We start from the raw sequence: 16,111 nt of genomic DNA, 5'->3' as shown, positions 1-16,111 counted from the left end.
GATTCATCTAACTTTATCTAAGGTAAGTAAGAGGAAATAATATGAAAAAGAATAGCTTAAAATACCTTGCTGGTCTTATTGCGGTATCTACGCTGGCATTAGCTGGATGCTCAAACAGCGACCAGGCTAACAAAGAGCAACCTATCGGGATGGCTAATCCTGCCGCAGTATATTGTGAAGAGCATGGTTCTTATGATCTTCAAAGTGGTCAATGTACGTTAAAGTCGGGTGAGATGGTGGACGCCTGGGATTATTACCGAGAAAACCACAAGGAAATGCCAAACGAGGCGGCGAGATATTGTGAATCTACAGGTGGCGTCTATATGCAAGATTCGAGCAAATGTGCGCTCCCAGACGGTAAAGTTATGGATGCCGAAAGCTACTTCAGAGATCATCAATCTACCAGCAGCTAAGTTCGTATTGCTGCTAACAACAAGGACGGTATAGTGCAAAAGAGTAAAGTAACAGGTTTTTTCGTTTTCATCATTGCACTCGTCATGGTTGGTTGTAGTAATCAAATTATCCAACAAGAGCCCGAAATGTATACCAGTTCGGGCTCTATCGCTCCTTATACACAATCCAGTTTTGAACAATATGTCGATGAGACTAGAACTTGGCTTGATGAAACTCGAGTATTTCACGGAGCCGGTTACCAAGTCGAAATGGATGTTGTAAGCCCTTACAGACTGCTACCTGACAATCCGAATGGGGAAGGTATATTACTGGTCCATGGACTGGGGGACTCGCCTTACTCCTTTGTCGATATTGCGCCTTACTTAGCAGAGCATGGCTATTTAGTTCATGTCATGTTGTTACCGGGTCACGGTTCTCGACCAGCTGATCTAATGAACCCAACCAATGAAGACTGGCGTTTGGCGGTGGAACATCAAGTAAACCTGCTGCGTGATGATGTCGACAAAATATGGTTAGGCGGTTTTTCAACAGGCACCAATTTGGTGACTGAATACGCTTTAGCTCATCCGAAAGCAATTCAGGGGCTTGTGCTATTTTCGCCAGCGTTTGCGCCGAAAGACCCACTAGTTTCAATGGCGAGTTTTGCGCGTCATTTTGTCGATTGGGTAAGTGTCGAGAAGGAGCAGAACTTTACTCGCTATGATTCATTGGCAATGAATGGGGCGGCGCTGTACTACCAAACTGCGGTTGATGTTCAAGACGCGCTAAAAGAGAAACCTTTTGAATTGCCTGCACTACTGTTAGTGACGGAAACAGATGAGTTAATAAACTCCAAAGTTATATACGATCTCTTTAAAACCCGCTTTAGTAACGAGAATAGTTCACTTATTTGGTTTGGTGAACAGAACTACTCAGATCCGCGCTTCGTGCAATTTAGTATGAAACTGCCAGATTCTAACATACAGAGTGGTTCACACATTTCTGTCTTGTATCGCGATGATAATATCTTGTATGGACGTAGAGGGTGGATGAGACAATGCGGTGGCTCTCAAGAAGGAGAGGTCTATATGGTCGACTGTGCTAAGATGCCAACTTTGTCTTACTCAGCTTGGGGATTGTTTAATGAAGATACCATCAGCGCGAGATTGAGTTGGAATCCTTACTTTGAACCTATGATGGTACGAGTTATCGAATTTATGACTCAAGAATAGTGATATTTATAGATTTATTTTTATTAATGGCTCGAAGTGTTTTTATTAACTAGTACGCTGTGTTGATCGTCGTCAAAAATAAACTTTATTAAACAGCCGTATATCCTGCATAATCAACTTTTTTGTTAGCGACTTCTCAAATTATATTCTATAGTGATGACATATACGGTTAATTATAGATAATTAACTTAGTTACTTTGGAATATACCTCACTCAGCAAGGTATTGAACATCTCAAGTAGGTAAACAAATGGAAAAGTTCAACATCACAAGTATCTGGATTACTCTAGATTACAAAATCGCTTTCTTCTTCCCTTCGAGATAACCCTGTCTCTCGCACTGTCCAGTGCGCATAGCCTATGTGCAGCTATCCTTAATGAATCAATATGCAAGAACGTGCATTATTGTCGTAATGGTTAAAGTATGTTCATAGATTAAATATAGAAACAAAACTAAATCGTATCTGGATATATATTCTGGATAGGGTTCTCTTTAATTATATTTCTTATCTTTTTGATCGCTAATTAAATATTAGATAAGAAATGAATATATTAGGTAAATTAAAATGGAAAACTTCAAACATCTACCAGAACCGTTCCGTATTCGCGTTGTTGAGCCAGTAAAACGTACTACGCGTGAGTACCGTGAAGAAGCAATTATTAAAGCGGGTATGAACCCATTCCTACTAGATAGTGAAGATGTATTTATTGATCTACTAACAGACAGTGGTACAGGTTCAATTACTCAAGATATGCAAGCAGCAATGCTACGCGGTGATGAAGCATACAGTGGTAGCCGCAGCTATTACGCTTTAGCTAACGCAGTAAAAGACATCTTTGGTTATGAACTGACCATTCCGACTCACCAAGGTCGTGGTGCTGAACAGATCTACATCCCTGTACTAATTAAAAAGCGTGAAAAAGAGAAAGGTTTGGACCGTTCAAAGATGGTAGCACTGTCTAACTACTTCTTTGATACTACACAAGGTCACACTCAAGTGAACTGCTGCGTAGCTAAGAACGTTTATACAAAAGACGCGTTTGATACAGCAGTAAATGCAGACTTTAAAGGTAACTTTGACTTAGAGAAGCTAGAAGAAGCTATCATTGAAGCTGGCCCAGCTAACGTACCTTACATCGTAAGTACAATCACGTGTAACTCTGCGGGTGGTCAACCAGTCTCTATCGCGAACTTAAAAGCGGTATATGAAATCGCACAAAAATACGATATTCCGGTCATTATGGACTCTGCTCGCTATGCTGAAAACGCATACTTTGTCCAGCAGCGTGAACCTGGATATAAAGATTGGACTATCGAAGAGATCACTCGTGAGTCTTACAAGTATGCTGATGGCCTAGCAATGTCTGCGAAGAAAGACGCAATGGTTCAAATGGGCGGCTTATTGTGCTTCAAAGATGAATCTTTCATGGATGTATATACTGACTGTCGTACTCTATGTGTGGTTCAAGAAGGTTTCCCTACATACGGTGGCCTAGAAGGTGGCGCAATGGAGCGTCTAGCAGTAGGTCTGTACGACGGTATGCGTCAAGACTGGCTAGAGTACCGCATTAACCAAATCCAATACCTAGTCGATGGCTTAGAAGCGATAGGCGTCGTCTGTCAGCAAGCGGGTGGCCACGCTGCGTTCGTTGATGCAGGTAAATTGCTACCTCATATTCCAGCAGACCAATTCCCTGCACACGCTCTTGCTTGTGAGCTTTATAAAGTAGCTGGTATTCGTGCAGTGGAAATCGGTTCACTACTTCTAGGTCGTGATCCTGCAACTGGCAAACAGCATCCATGTCCAGCTGAATTGCTTCGCTTAACAATTCCACGTGCTACTTATACTCAAACGCATATGGATTACGTTATTGAAGCATTTGAGAAAGTGAAAGAGAACGCGCATAAAGTGAAAGGATTGGATTTCACTTATGAGCCTGAAGTTTTACGTCACTTTACTGCTCGATTAAAAGAAGTTGAACCCGTAGTTAATCCAGCAGAAGCGAAAGTGCTCGAAGAAGCATAACCACTTCAGAGCGCAGTCATTTGGCTGCGCTCTTTTTCTCTAGCAATACAAAAAATAAAAGCAGAGAAGTAGGGGGAGTCTCCCTAATCTAATAACGTGAATTTGATGAGAACAGAATGATGAAAAAGAATCCGTCTCTGATAGGTGGTGCCTGTATTATAGCGAGTGTCTGTGTAGGCGCTGGTATGTTGGGCCTACCAAGTGCAGGTGCTGGCGCCTGGACTATTTGGTCGATGTTGGCCATCGCAATAACTATGGTGGTCATGACAATTTCTGGTTGGATGCTATTGGAAGCATTCAAACACTACGAATTAAAAGTGTCTTTTGACACAGTTACAAAGGACTTATTAGGCGATAAGATTAATCTTATTAACAACATTACAGTGTATTTCGTGGGTGGTATTTTACTCTACGCCTACATCACTTCTTCAGGACTCATATTACAGGATGTACTCGGTCTTAATGCTAAAATCGCATCCGTTCTTTTTGTCTTGATTTTTTCTGCGTTTGTTTGGCATTCAACCCGTGCGGTAGACCGAATTTCGGTTGTGCTAATTGCTTTCATGATTCTAAGCTTTGTGTTTGGTGTATCGGGCTTGGCTGTGAAAGTAAATATGGCGGTACTTTTCGATACCATTAGTGAAGAGAATGCTTATGCGCCATACGCCATGGCAATGTTGCCTGTAGCACTGACCTCATTTGGATACCATCACTCAGTGTCTTCAATGCGCGCTTATTACGGTGAAGAGACAAAAGCCAAATACGCCATTCTAGGCGGTACTGTTATCGCACTTAGTCTTTATTTCCTATGGCTATTTAGTATTTTCGGCAATCTTCCTAGAGCAAACTTCGGCCCAGTTATCGAGCAGGGTGGTAATGTAGATGCATTGCTAAAAGCTCTTGGCTCAGTAATTGAGTCAGATAAAGTCGCGAACGCAATCAATACTTTCTCAATGGCAGCAATTTTGTCTTCATTTATTGGTGTTGGTCTGGGTGTTTTTGATTTCCTTGCAGACTTCTTTAAGTTCGAAGATACAAAACAAGGTCGCACCAAAACATGGCTCGTTACCTTCCTACCACCACTTGTTATGTCTCTACTATTCCCATTTGGTTTCGTGATCGCTATTGGCTACGCGGGTGCTGCGGCAACGGTATGGGCATGTATCATCCCGGCATTATTGGCGAAGAAAACACGCGAAGTGCATGCAGGCGCTGATGGATTTAAAGCACCTGGTGGTCAGGTGATGATTACTCTAGTGATTACTTTTGGTGTCCTGACTGCGGTGTTCCACATTCTTTCTATGATGGGTCTGTTGCCGACATTTGTTGGCTAAACCTTAAACAACTATTCGCAGCTAGCTTGTGCTTGCAAAAGACGAGCTAGCTTAACCAGATAAAAACAAGAGGAGACAACTATGACTGCAATAGCTACAAATAACGCACCAGCTGCGATTGGCCCTTATGTTCAAGGCGTTACATTTGGTGATATGGTTATTACTTCAGGGCAGTTGCCAATTGATCCCGAAACTAAGGCAATGGTTGACGATGTGGCGGAGCAGGCAACTCAGTCATTAACCAATGCATTAGCGATCGTCAAGGAAGCTGGCTTGGAAGCAAGTAATATTGTAAAAACGACAGTGTTTGTCAAAGACCTCAACGATTTTGCTTTAGTCAATGCTGCTTATGAAGCGTTCTTTAACGCTCACAATGCTCCTTTCCCCGCAAGGTCTTGTGTAGAAGTCGCGCGTCTTCCTATGGATGCAAAAGTAGAGATCGAGGTAATAGCGGTTAGAAAAGGCTAGTGATGTAAGAAATAAGTTCTGGGGGCGCCGCTAGATTATGGCGCCTCATAGTGAGCTTTTCTGCTCAGTCCCAAGTTTTCAGATTAGATTAATCATGTGGTTGAGTGAAGCGAATATGTTATTTGCTCTGCCAAGTTTTACTGATCCATCCCCCTATGCTCTCATCAAAGTAATTTCCACTGAATTCTTGTTTATATTCAACGACATTATCCGCTTGTGGCCTTTCATCTAATAGATGGTTGATGTAGACCGCCATAGGATCATCGAACTGGTCGCGGCGTTTTTTCTCAGCTACTTCCTTGATGATTTGCATGCGATATGCCTTGCTCATTTTCTTCATGTTTTACCTCCTTTGCCGTGAGCGGTTTATCAAACATAGGAGTAAATTTGAAGCTGGTCAAATAATGAGCAGTGTTTTATGGCATTCCATATGAAATGATGTTATCCGCGAAACTTGGGAGGTGTTTGAGCCTATGAAACTTATTAGTTAAAGATCGTAAAGTGTAAAGCAACGAAAATAGAGCGTAACAATTGGAATTGTTATGATAGACTTAAATGAAAACAATAATCATTAAGAGAAAATCATGAAAAAGCCACGTCCTAAGACTCTCAAAGTCACTAAAGTGCATCCACTTTCTCCTAACATGCTACGTATTTCTTTTTATTCAGAAGAACTGAAGGCCTTTCCATCGGATAGTGTCGGTGGCTATATTAAGTTCTTGTTTAATGAATATGGTGGTACAGATATCACCGGGCTTTCGGAAAATAATCGCCCCAAGTTACGTACCTATACCATAAGAAGCCTTAATGTCGAGTCAGGTGAAATGGATGTCGATTTCGTCACTCATATTACTGAAGACAAGTTGTGTGGATTTGGTGCACGCTGGGCAAGTTCTGCGAAAGAGGGCGATATGATATCCATCATGGGACCAGGAACTCTTCAAGATGTTGATACTAGTAAAGACTGGTTTTTCTTCAATGCAGACATGACTTCTTTACCAGCGTTGGCGGTTAAGTTAAAAATGCTCCCAAGCGATGCAAAAGGATATGCTGTGATTCAAATAGAAGACAGCGCGGATGAACAAATATTGGAGGTCCCAGAGGGCATCAGACTGATTTGGACGACTGACTCTCTGTCTAAAACATCAGAGGACTTAGATTGGTTAACAGGTTCACCTTTCGTTTGGTGTGCTTGTGAGTTTGATGAAATGAGAGCACTTCGCCGTTATTTCCGCAACGAAAAAGAAATTCCAAGACAAGACATCTATATCAGTAGCTATTGGAAGCGAGGGGTGGCAGAAGATGGTCACAAAGTGATTAAAAAGCAAGATCACGAAGAGTTTGAGTCCAACTAGCCACCATATTCCCTAGTGACGTGTTAATGATAGGAATGGTGTTGAGTTAGCCATTCCTTTTCTTGATTGAATGCGAAAAATAAGCTCGACCTAAGTCAGGTTCTTTTACGACTAAGGCTGGTATCATGTCCTGCATTAATTCTACTTAAGTCACACTTTTCCTTATATATTCTGTCAATTATTTTTCCTAGCAGATTAAGTCTCTGTTTGTTACACTTCCGCGCATAAAAAATAACAACACAATTACATCCCCCAAACAGCTCCTTATTTCTTGTACCCTACATTCAAGAGTAACGAGCCTTTAACTTATAGAGGTCCCCCAGTTACTATGAGTAATAGCAACATCTCGCAAACTGAAATTCACCAGAATCAGTGGCAACTAAACCAAACACTCGCTGAGTCCATGCTACCTATCTTAGGTCGACTGTACAGAGAGAAGGGCGTTGAAATACTGTTGTTCGGCAAAACTCTCGTCAATGCAACGACCATCGACATTATTAAAACTCATCGCGTATCACGACACTACTCTCCTCAAGCCATCAACATTGTTCAAACTGCTCCTCTCATCGAAAAACTGTCTCAATTAAACCTGTCTCCATGCTGCATCGATATCGGCCAACTAGCTCAACAGTATTGGGCGAATAACGATAATGAACAAAACATCGATGATTTCTTAATGACAGCGCTAGTTGAGAGTATAGAAAGCAATGGGGCACTTGAGTCTCGTGATGTTGTCTTATATGGCTTTGGTCGTATTGGTCGTCTACTAACTCGTATCTTGGTCGAGAAAAGTGGCCCAGGTTACCCACTGACTCTTAGAGCGATTGTAGTTCGTGGAGGTCGTGAAGGTGACTTACAAAAACGTGCTAGCCTTTTGCGTCGTGACTCCGTGCATGGCCAGTTCAATGGCAGCATAGTAGTTGATGAAGAGAATAAAGCGCTGATTGTTAACGGTAATTATATTCAAATTATCTATGCCAACAGCCCTGCTGACGTGGACTATACCGAATACGGAATCAACAATGCACTGGTTGTTGATAATACTGGCGTTTGGCGTGATGCTGAAGGTTTAGGTCAGCATGTAGCGTGCAATGGCGCAAATAAAGTGTTACTGACTGCTCCGGGTAAGGGTGACATTAAAAATATCGTATTTGGTGTGAACCATGAGTCGATTCTGGAGGACGATACTATTGTATCGGCAGCGAGCTGTACGACCAACGCGATTACTCCGACTTTAAAAGCGGTCAATGATAAGTATGGCATTATTTCAGGCCACATTGAGACGGTTCACTCATACACGAATGATCAAAACCTTATTGATAACTATCATAAAGGTGACCGTCGCGGACGTTCTGCTTCTTTGAATATGGTTTTAACATCAACGGGTGCAGCAAAAGCCGTTGCTAAAGCGCTTCCGGAGCTGGCAGGCAAACTAAGCGGTAACGCTATTCGTGTCCCTACACCAAATGTCTCGATGGCGGTGGCGAACTTAAATCTTGAAAAAGAAACCTCAAAAGATGAGCTTAATGCGTACTTGCGTGAAATCTCTCTCACCTCATCTCTATCGGCACAAATAGACTATACCGATTCAACAGAGATTGTTTCGACCGATTTAGTTGGTGCTCGTCATCCAGGTATCGTAGACGGCCAAGCGACAATCGCACAAGATAATCGTTGCGTATTGTACATCTGGTACGACAATGAATTTGGCTACAGTTGCCAAGTTGTACATTGCATGGAACAGATGATGGGCGTGAAATACAAAACCTACCCAGCTGTTGTGTAAATCCGACATCCACTGCTAGATATTGCCGTCATCGCTAGGTGACGGCTTTTTTATGCCTAAAGCTTTATCTTTGCCTGACTCTAAGGCTTGAGGGAACAAAGCGTAATTATCTCACTCTGGGCACGCTACGCTGCTGACTTGAGTGTGATGTATACTGAGCGCAGGACCTATTGGGCTAAATCTGCAATGAATGATTGTTTTCTACTTACACTAGTTTGAAGTTTTCCTTTGATCCATTGATTAAACAAACTGAAGTCAGAATGTACCGGCCAGAAAAGGGAGGCAACGACTTTTTTGCCAAAGAAATCGGGGTGGTCGGTAATTACTTTTAGTTTGCTGTCTTTCATGTTTTTGTCGATAAGGAACTCAGGCAAAAATGCAATGCCACGTTGAGCCTTGCACAGATCGATAATAGTTCCTAAGTCATCTAGCCTCCATAGGTTGTATGAGGCTATATTTGAGAGATTGAGTAACTCCTCAATGCCATCCATTAACAGCACTCGTTGGGAGGGATGACTTTTAACGGATTTTAAGTCTTCATGAGCGACCCACCAACAGTTAACGTGAAATAGTTCGTCTATGTTAAAGTCATTATCAGTCTTGTGATAAGGGTTCCCTAACGCAAGATCTATTTTCCCCTCATTAATGTAGTTCCCTAAAACGAAACTTGGTTTAGTAACAACGACCAAATCGACGTTGGGAAATGCTTCAGAGAAGTCCAACAGTGTTTTCTTCACTTCTTTATTGAACACTAAAGGATCAATACCCACACGGTAGACAATTTGCTCTGATATATTCATTTGCTTCGCAGTTGTGATCAACTCACGATACTTCGACACAACCGGTGTCGATAAATGGAACAGGCGTTTCCCTTTTTCAGTTAACCAGACTTTAGAGTGTTGTCTATTAAATAAATTGAAGCCTAAGTCTGACTCTAGATTCTGAACAGCAGTGCTAACAGTAGATTGGGATTTACCAAGCTTACGAGCAGCGGAGCTAAATGAACCTTCGTCAACTACAGCTACGAACGAAACAATATTTTCGAATTGTAGTTTCATGATTCAACCAACCTTTATAAAGCAAGCAGATTTTAATTATGTGAATTGTACATTTGCAACACAATAGCGTGATGATACTAGTATTTCAACTCGTTTTATAAAGCACTGGAAATTAATGATGTTAATTATAGTGTGGATATATTCCCATATTGCATAAATTATCATCGCATCTATCTCTTTTTGTGCTAAGAATAATTATAACCAACAATAAAGTAATGGCTCTATTAATGATCTATATCTCACAGTACGAAATATGTTATCTGTGCTGAGGCTGTAATAAAAGTATAACATTTGTCTTTAAGTGTATGTTATATAAGTGTTTGTATGATTTCTGTGTTGTTGTTTGAATTCTCATTTTGAACATTGTTTGTTAAGCCTATCGATTACATCGATAGGGTGTATTTTTTGTTGAATGTAAGTATTAATTAGAATGAGCAAGCTTTTGTAAATCGACCTTAAAGGAAGTTAAAATGATTACCAAACTATATGTAAAAACAAGCTTGTTTTTATCACAATTTAAAAACGACCAACGCGGTGTAACTGCAATTGAGTATGGATTGATTGGTGTAGCTATGGCTATAGCAGTGAGTGTTGCTTTTAGCGTGGGTGGCGATGGTGGTTTCTTGAAAGAATTGAAAGCTGCTTTTGCCAAAATAGGTACAACGATTGCTACCTCTACTAGTGGAAAGTAAGTTTAAATACTTACATAAGCCATAAGTGGTATATCAAAGTTAGACCAGTATTTTATTGGTCTAACGAATATATATACGATATGTCTTGCAGACATTGGAAATGACTATATCTAACTAATGAAATGTAATGCTAAGTAATGCAGTGTATTTAATTGTCTTGGCTATAGTGTGTTGTGTTATCTCTATAACGGACATTTCTTACAGGAAAATACATAATTCGATATTGGCAATGCTCTTCATTTTTCAATGTTTATTATCACCACTCGATATCCATATGACTACGTTTTTATTGGTGCTAACTCTAGGATTAATATCTTACGTATTCAAGTGGTTCGGGGCTGGTGATATTAAGTATGCTGCTATTTTGTCCTTAACGATTCCACTCACTGATTTACCATGGGCATACGTTCTCACTGGTTTTTCTGGTGGTTTAATTGCAGTAATTTACTGGATGAAAAGCAAAGTTATAAGTGATGAGTGTCATATTAAAAATGGTATCCCATATGGGGTAGCAATTAGTGTTGGGTTTTATTTAGTTATATTTGTCCAAATTGCGCCACATATTTGAATCTCTAAGAGTGAGAAAATTATGAGATCTCGACTGGTATTACTTGTCGCTGTTGTAGCGTTGGTAGTAGGGGCGCTAGGCGTTGTCGACTTATTCAAAAGTAAACCTCAACCGACTACTGTCACTGAAGTGACGGAAAACAAAGATGAAGAGCATGTTGCAGTTTGGATGACCACAGAAGCATACGAAAAGGGTCATGCAATCACTGCTCAAGGGGTGGTAAAAAAGCAATTACCTCTAAGTGAGGCACTAAGCCTTGGCGTTCGAGAAGACGCGAAAATTAGTTTTTCACCATCTGTACTATTAAACCGAACTCTTACACCGGGAGAGATCGTTCTACCTGAATATCAAGTTTCCCCTGGTCAATCGGGGTATATCGACTTGCTGGTCACTGAGGGAATGACGTTATATCCACTTGAAGTAAGTGATAAAAACCTTATCAATGATTACATTCGTCCCGGTTCGTTCATTGATGTTCTAACCGTGAGTTCGCCTAACGATAACTTAGCTGGAAATGTTGATAAGCCTAAACGCTTCAGAGGAGTTAAAGCCTCAATGTTTCTCAAACATGTCAAAGTACTTAACGTGGGTGATGACAAAGGCGATAACAGCTCTGTTACCGCTCGGTCTCCCACTAAGGAAAATGGGCTTACTACCGTGGTGATCGAAGTAAAGCCAGACGATTTAGCAAAGCTTGCGCTAGCGCAACGAACCATGCATATCGAAATCTATCGAAGTCAAACCTATAAGCAGCCGGAATACGCGGAAGTGCGTAACATTATTGACAACTATACGGGAATTGAAGAGTTACGTGGTAACGAAACGAATCCGAGAGAGGCCTTGTAATGATCATGCAACATCGACTCAAGCAAGCACTGTGGGTTTACATTACATCCTTGCTCATAGGCTTGCTTTGGGTGAAACACGCTTACGCAGCGGATCGCTCAATTACTCTTAACGATGGTCAGCATATTCAATTGAAAATGCCTATTGGTAAGGTTTTTATAAGTAACCCTGCCATCGCAGACTACAAAATTATCAATGACAACACGCTTGTGGTGTTTGCCAATAGTGTCGGGCAATCAAGGCTTATTGTATATGGGACAAACAATGATGTTCTGCTTTCAGACCGCATTATTGTTGATCTCGATTTAACCGAGGTACGCCGCCAGCTTAAGTTCCATTTTCCCGACGCGAAGGTCAAGGTTCAGTCGGTCGGTGAGCAGGTTGCTGTTAGTGGTGTAGTGGACTCGGAGCAAACTCGAGACGATATCTACCGTTTGGTGGCGACGCTTCTGGGACGTAAAAAAACTGAGAAGTGGGATAAAACACAGAAAATGAAATTCAAATCTGACTCGTTGGAGCTTGAAGAGCCAGAAAGTATGGTTTTTGCCCGCAATATGACTTGGGACGGGATTCTTGAACGTATTGAGGTCGCTACTACCCAACAGGTTAACGTCAAAATATCCGTTGCTCAGGTAACGGAGTCGTTTGGTAAAACGGTCGGTGTAGACTGGAGCTCAGTAGGCTCAAGTGTGGGAGAGTTCGTCTTTGACCAATTTGATGCCGCAAATCTTAGTACGCTTATCACTGCATTAGGTAATGACAGCATTGCAGAAGTGCTAGCAGAACCGAATCTAACCGTGTTGTCTGGAGAGTCTGCGAGTTTTCTCGTCGGTGGAGAAGTTCCCGTAATAGTGTCAACAAGCAACAACGTGAACATTACGTTTAAAGAGTTTGGTATCAAGCTCGATCTTACCGCGAAAGTGCTCAGCCAAGACAAAATTCGTATGCAGCTTTCTCCAGAAGTTAGTGAAGTGGAAAGTTATGTTGAAGCAGCCGGTGTCAAGGTACCTCAATTAGCGTCTAGACGTGCCATGACGACGGTTGAGTTAGCGGACGGTGACAGCTTCATTTTAGGTGGGCTGATGAGTAGTAGTGACCTAGAAAAAATGCAGAAAATCCCATTTATCGGTGATGTACCTGTACTCGGTGCTGCGTTTCGAAAAGCAACCACTCAACGAAAACGAACCGAACTTATCATTGTTGCTACCGTGAACTTGGTAGAGCCTATGAAACCAAAGGATATTCAACTGCCATACATTAAGAAAACCTCGACCTTGTCGCGTTGGCTAAATGTTGACGCAGATGGAAAGCCTGTAGCGTCTTCAGATGCCACTATTCGTCTGTTATCGCAAGGAGGATTCATTCAATGAAGAAGCTAATCATAATTGTTTTCCTTGTTTCAACTTTATTAGGCTGCGCTTCCGAACGCTACTTTGGTGGGAATGGTGCAGAGGCTATTACCTATCAAGAACATCATAATTTCGACTTTGCAATTAAGAATTATGATGAAACGGCTAAACAAATTAACGCATTGGTGAAGGACATTGAGTCGACTGATAAAGAGGCGACTTACGTTATCGACTATAAGAACACTCGCAGCAAAAAGATGTTAGAGAAGATCTTTGACCAGTATCCGTCTCACAAAGTTGCACCGCAACGAGTGGAGTTCAAACACGTTCACACCATGCGTAATGATCTCAATATTCAAGTCACGTTAACTCGACTGAAAACGCAACAATGCGCACCCGCGCAGATACAACAACAGATTGGACAGCCTGATTGCTTTGTTGAGTCAATGCGTTTGAAGCAAGTGTCCTACAAGTCTCGGTTGGTAGGAGAATAAGATGTTTGACCTTACTAAAGCACTAACCACAAAGGCAAAGCCGGTTCCGAAAACACCAACAGGGGTCGCGGGTTGTACATTGTTTTATCAATCGCAGGAGTGCTTGAATCTTGTACAGGAAGTGTTCCGATTTGAAGGCTGGAATGATCCAGCATGTGTGAAAACCACGGCGGGACTGACGAAGTTAACTGAGCAGCAAAGTAGCCACATCGTTGTTCTTGAGCTTAATGAATCGAATAATGTCGTGGAAGATGCTAAAGCGTTTGTTAGCAAGCTGCCTACTCATAAAGGTGTGATAGTTATTGGTAAAGAAGATGCTATCTCTACTTTACGTTCACTTAAAGACATGGGCTTTTACTACGTTTTTTGGCCAGTGAACAAGCAAGAATTTGCTGATTTCTTAACTCACGTGAGCAAGAACCTCAAAACCTTTTCTGGGGTTAGCCAAAAGCGAAAAGCTAAGCGCGTGGCTGTAGTCGGCTCCAAAGGTGGTGTAGGCGCATCATTTTTGGCGACAGAACTGAGCTCTCTACTTTCTACTCATGGGACTGACACCATCCTTGTGGACCACCAATACTCCGGTACCAATATAGATGTTTTGCTCGCTCTCAAGGATTTTAAGCCTCGAGCGATTGACGAGTTTACCGCACCTTTGCATGAGATGGATGAAGAGGGGGCGCTAAGTTATCTGTTTAGCGCTAGAAAAAACCTTCGCTTGTTGGCCATTGATGGTGATATGAATCAAAACGATATTCTCACCTACAACCAGACGCTTTGTGAGTTACTAGCACGAAATACCAACTTTATTATCGAAGACTTCTCCGGAAGCGTCGATTTTAAAGTGGAACCTCAGTTGCTCGTTGAAAACTTTGACGTCGTCGTATTGGTACTAGACGCCTCGGTATCATCGGTCCGTAGTGCAAAGCGACTGTTTGAGAAAGTCGCTAACTTACAACTCACGCTATCTTCGCGTACGCGTGTTATTACGGTGGTGAACTATCATCGACCTGAGAATGCATATGTGTTGCAAAGGCCAGATCTTAAGAAATATTTAGGTGCGGATATCGACTTGGAAGTGGCCTACTGTAAGTCATTGTCTCACATCATTATTGACGGCAAACGTGGACACAAACACGACCGCCACATCAGTCGTTCTATAGAGCAACTGGTGAAACTAATTAATGGTCAGCCAGTGGATACTAAAGGCATGGGCTCTTGGTTAAAGAAGGTGCGCGCTAAATGAGTTCTAACAAAGACTTATATCTCGCATTTCGTGGTCAGATTTTTGAAGCCTTGGACGCAGAAGCGGTTCAGAAAATGAGTCGTCGAGACCTAGAGTCTCAGATACAAAGTGCTGTGGATCTTCTTGCTAATAGCTATCAAAGACCTATCACATCTATGATGAAGTCAGGCTTAGTAAAGAGCTTAATGGATGAGTTGTTTGGCCTAGGTCCTTTGCAGCCTTTGGTAGAGGATCAGTCGATTACCGACATTATGGTGAACGGTTCTAACAACATCTTTTTTGAAAGACACGGCAAAGTTCAAAAGTCTGAGGTGACGTTTGTCAACGAAGAGCAGGTGTTGGCGATTGCAAAACGTATTGCATCGCGTGTCGGGCGCCGCGTTGACGAACTTTCTCCTACGGTTGATGCCAGGCTAGAAGATGGCAGTCGTGTAAATATTGTTATTCCTCCTATAGCACTAGACGGCACGTCTATTTCAATACGTAAATTCCGAGAGCAGAACATTGGTTTTGAGGATTTGATTGGTTTTGGCTCTATGTCTTTAGACATGGCGCGGGTGTTGATGATTGCTTCTCGTTGTCGAATCAATGTGTTGATTTCTGGTGGTACGGGCTCAGGTAAAACTACCTTACTCAATGCCTTGTCTCAGTACATTGCCGAAGATGAACGCATTATAACCATAGAAGATGCCGCTGAACTGCGCCTTCAACAGCCTAACTTAGTTCGATTGGAAACAAGAACTTCGAGTATTGAGCAAACCGGAGCCGTCACGCAACGCGACTTGGTGATCAACGCACTTCGTATGAGACCAGATCGTATTATTCTCGGTGAGTGTCGTGGCTCGGAAGCGTTTGAAATGCTACAAGCGATGAACACGGGACACGACGGTTCGATGTCAACGTTGCACGCCAACACACCACGCGATGCTATTGCTCGTGTTGAATCCATGGTTATGATGGCGAACTTAAATCAGCCTTTGGATGCTATTAGGAGAACCATAGTCAGTGCGGTTCAAATGGTGGTACAGGTTAACCGTTTACGTGACGGTTCCCGTAAAGTTACCAGCATTTCAGAGATTGTCGGGCTTGAAGGCGACAGCGTGGTGATGGAGGAAATCTACCGCTTTCGCTATGACGATGCTCATTACGGCGAGGCAGTGAAGGGTGATTTCGTCACTAACGGTATTATGCAGCGCTCGGAACTGGTGAAAAAAGCACAGTTTTTCGGCTTATATGATGACTTAATGGCATCGTTTAAGGGGCTATAA

At 42.1% G+C, this 16,111-nt stretch carries 16 protein-coding genes; 14 read left to right on the top strand and 2 right to left on the bottom strand.

What is annotated here, in order from left to right; translation table 11 throughout:
* Window positions 1–41 precede the first annotated feature (41 nt).
* The 5 genes from MMA19_RS08300 (at window position 42) to MMA19_RS08280 (ending at window position 5,452) form a co-directional block, all read left to right on the top strand.
* Window positions 42–413 carry a DUF333 domain-containing protein gene (locus MMA19_RS08300; RefSeq protein ID WP_006070746.1) on the top strand — a complete coding sequence of 124 codons (372 nt, stop codon included), beginning with the start codon at window positions 42–44 and terminating at the stop codon, window positions 411–413.
* Window positions 414–446: 33 nt separating this feature from the next.
* The gene (locus MMA19_RS08295) at window positions 447–1,625 is read left to right on the top strand and encodes an alpha/beta fold hydrolase (protein WP_240205963.1); all 1,179 of its coding nucleotides are present in this window, start codon (window positions 447–449) and stop codon (window positions 1,623–1,625) included.
* A 564-nt stretch (window positions 1,626–2,189) separates the two neighbouring features.
* On the top strand, window positions 2,190–3,650 hold the full coding sequence (tnaA, locus tag MMA19_RS08290; RefSeq protein WP_006070744.1) for a tryptophanase: 1,461 nt from the start codon (window positions 2,190–2,192) through the stop codon (window positions 3,648–3,650).
* Between the two features lie 119 nt (window positions 3,651–3,769).
* On the top strand, window positions 3,770–4,984 hold the full coding sequence (locus MMA19_RS08285) for an aromatic amino acid transporter (protein ID WP_006070743.1): 1,215 nt from the start codon (window positions 3,770–3,772) through the stop codon (window positions 4,982–4,984).
* A gap of 81 nt (window positions 4,985–5,065) precedes the next feature.
* Window positions 5,066–5,452 (top strand): Rid family detoxifying hydrolase, encoded by a 387-nt coding sequence (locus tag MMA19_RS08280; RefSeq protein WP_006070742.1) that lies wholly within the window; start codon window positions 5,066–5,068, stop codon window positions 5,450–5,452.
* 118 nt (window positions 5,453–5,570) lie between these two features.
* Here the strand turns inward: MMA19_RS08280 and MMA19_RS08275 are convergent, their stop codons facing one another.
* On the bottom strand, window positions 5,571–5,792 hold the full coding sequence (locus tag MMA19_RS08275; protein WP_006070741.1) for a hypothetical protein: 222 nt from the start codon (window positions 5,790–5,792) through the stop codon (window positions 5,571–5,573).
* Window positions 5,793–6,033: 241 nt separating this feature from the next.
* Between MMA19_RS08275 and MMA19_RS08270 the strand changes: the two genes are divergently transcribed.
* Together MMA19_RS08270 and MMA19_RS08265 are read left to right on the top strand one after the other, a co-directional pair.
* Window positions 6,034–6,807 (top strand): siderophore-interacting protein, encoded by a 774-nt coding sequence (locus tag MMA19_RS08270; RefSeq protein WP_240206175.1) that lies wholly within the window; start codon window positions 6,034–6,036, stop codon window positions 6,805–6,807.
* A 328-nt stretch (window positions 6,808–7,135) separates the two neighbouring features.
* Window positions 7,136–8,593, top strand: a complete 1,458-nt coding sequence (locus MMA19_RS08265; RefSeq protein WP_006070739.1) for a glyceraldehyde-3-phosphate dehydrogenase — start codon at window positions 7,136–7,138, stop codon at window positions 8,591–8,593.
* A gap of 167 nt (window positions 8,594–8,760) precedes the next feature.
* Here MMA19_RS08265 and MMA19_RS08260 read toward each other — a convergent pair whose 3' ends face one another.
* Entirely contained in the window at window positions 8,761–9,651 is an 891-nt protein-coding gene (locus MMA19_RS08260; protein WP_006070738.1) for a LysR family transcriptional regulator, read from the bottom strand.
* A 470-nt stretch (window positions 9,652–10,121) separates the two neighbouring features.
* Between MMA19_RS08260 and MMA19_RS08255 the strand changes: the two genes are divergently transcribed.
* The 7 genes from MMA19_RS08255 (at window position 10,122) to MMA19_RS08225 (ending at window position 16,111) form a co-directional block, all read left to right on the top strand.
* Window positions 10,122–10,343: a Flp family type IVb pilin gene (locus tag MMA19_RS08255; RefSeq protein WP_124939789.1), complete on the top strand. Its 222-nt coding sequence runs from the start codon at window positions 10,122–10,124 to the stop codon at window positions 10,341–10,343.
* Window positions 10,344–10,485: 142 nt separating this feature from the next.
* A complete protein-coding gene (locus MMA19_RS08250; RefSeq protein ID WP_240206174.1) occupies window positions 10,486–10,911 on the top strand; it encodes a prepilin peptidase in 426 nt (141 codons plus the stop codon).
* Between the two features lie 21 nt (window positions 10,912–10,932).
* A complete protein-coding gene (gene cpaB, locus MMA19_RS08245) occupies window positions 10,933–11,757 on the top strand; it encodes a Flp pilus assembly protein CpaB (protein WP_124939788.1) in 825 nt (274 codons plus the stop codon).
* A complete protein-coding gene (locus MMA19_RS08240; RefSeq protein ID WP_124939787.1) occupies window positions 11,757–13,127 on the top strand; it encodes a pilus assembly protein N-terminal domain-containing protein in 1,371 nt (456 codons plus the stop codon). The genes cpaB and MMA19_RS08240 overlap by 1 nt, the downstream gene beginning before the upstream one ends.
* A complete protein-coding gene (locus tag MMA19_RS08235) occupies window positions 13,124–13,600 on the top strand; it encodes a hypothetical protein (protein ID WP_240205962.1) in 477 nt (158 codons plus the stop codon). The genes MMA19_RS08240 and MMA19_RS08235 overlap by 4 nt, the downstream gene beginning before the upstream one ends.
* A gap of 1 nt (window position 13,601) precedes the next feature.
* The gene (locus MMA19_RS08230; RefSeq protein ID WP_240205961.1) at window positions 13,602–14,843 is read left to right on the top strand and encodes a P-loop NTPase; all 1,242 of its coding nucleotides are present in this window, start codon (window positions 13,602–13,604) and stop codon (window positions 14,841–14,843) included.
* Complete coding sequence (locus MMA19_RS08225) at window positions 14,840–16,111, top strand: CpaF family protein (RefSeq protein WP_124939784.1); 1,272 nt, start codon at window positions 14,840–14,842, stop codon at window positions 16,109–16,111. The genes MMA19_RS08230 and MMA19_RS08225 overlap by 4 nt, the downstream gene beginning before the upstream one ends.

It is taken from the genome of Vibrio sp. CyArs1, assembly GCF_022432925.1.
Lineage (GTDB): Bacteria > Pseudomonadota > Gammaproteobacteria > Enterobacterales > Vibrionaceae > Vibrio > Vibrio mediterranei.
The sequence above is the reverse complement of the archived record's forward strand: the minus strand, read 5'-3'. Positions and strand labels throughout refer to the sequence as shown.

What these genes read in the sequence shown, in the direction of transcription:
- MMA19_RS08300 (WP_006070746.1), top strand. Translation starts at nt 42, where the DNA reads ATGAAAAAGAATAGCTTAAAATACCTTGCTGGTCTTATTGCGGTATCT.
- tnaA (WP_006070744.1), top strand. Translation starts at nt 2,190, where the DNA reads ATGGAAAACTTCAAACATCTACCAGAACCGTTCCGTATTCGCGTTGTT.
- MMA19_RS08285 (WP_006070743.1), top strand. Translation starts at nt 3,770, where the DNA reads ATGAAAAAGAATCCGTCTCTGATAGGTGGTGCCTGTATTATAGCGAGT.
- MMA19_RS08280 (WP_006070742.1), top strand. Translation starts at nt 5,066, where the DNA reads ATGACTGCAATAGCTACAAATAACGCACCAGCTGCGATTGGCCCTTAT.
- MMA19_RS08275 (WP_006070741.1), bottom strand. Translation starts at nt 5,792, where the DNA reads ATGAAGAAAATGAGCAAGGCATATCGCATGCAAATCATCAAGGAAGTA.
- MMA19_RS08265 (WP_006070739.1), top strand. Translation starts at nt 7,136, where the DNA reads ATGAGTAATAGCAACATCTCGCAAACTGAAATTCACCAGAATCAGTGG.
- MMA19_RS08260 (WP_006070738.1), bottom strand. Translation starts at nt 9,651, where the DNA reads ATGAAACTACAATTCGAAAATATTGTTTCGTTCGTAGCTGTAGTTGAC.
- MMA19_RS08255 (WP_124939789.1), top strand. Translation starts at nt 10,122, where the DNA reads ATGATTACCAAACTATATGTAAAAACAAGCTTGTTTTTATCACAATTT.
- cpaB (WP_124939788.1), top strand. Translation starts at nt 10,933, where the DNA reads ATGAGATCTCGACTGGTATTACTTGTCGCTGTTGTAGCGTTGGTAGTA.
- MMA19_RS08240 (WP_124939787.1), top strand. Translation starts at nt 11,757, where the DNA reads ATGATCATGCAACATCGACTCAAGCAAGCACTGTGGGTTTACATTACA.
- MMA19_RS08235 (WP_240205962.1), top strand. Translation starts at nt 13,124, where the DNA reads ATGAAGAAGCTAATCATAATTGTTTTCCTTGTTTCAACTTTATTAGGC.
- MMA19_RS08230 (WP_240205961.1), top strand. Translation starts at nt 13,602, where the DNA reads ATGTTTGACCTTACTAAAGCACTAACCACAAAGGCAAAGCCGGTTCCG.
- MMA19_RS08225 (WP_124939784.1), top strand. Translation starts at nt 14,840, where the DNA reads ATGAGTTCTAACAAAGACTTATATCTCGCATTTCGTGGTCAGATTTTT.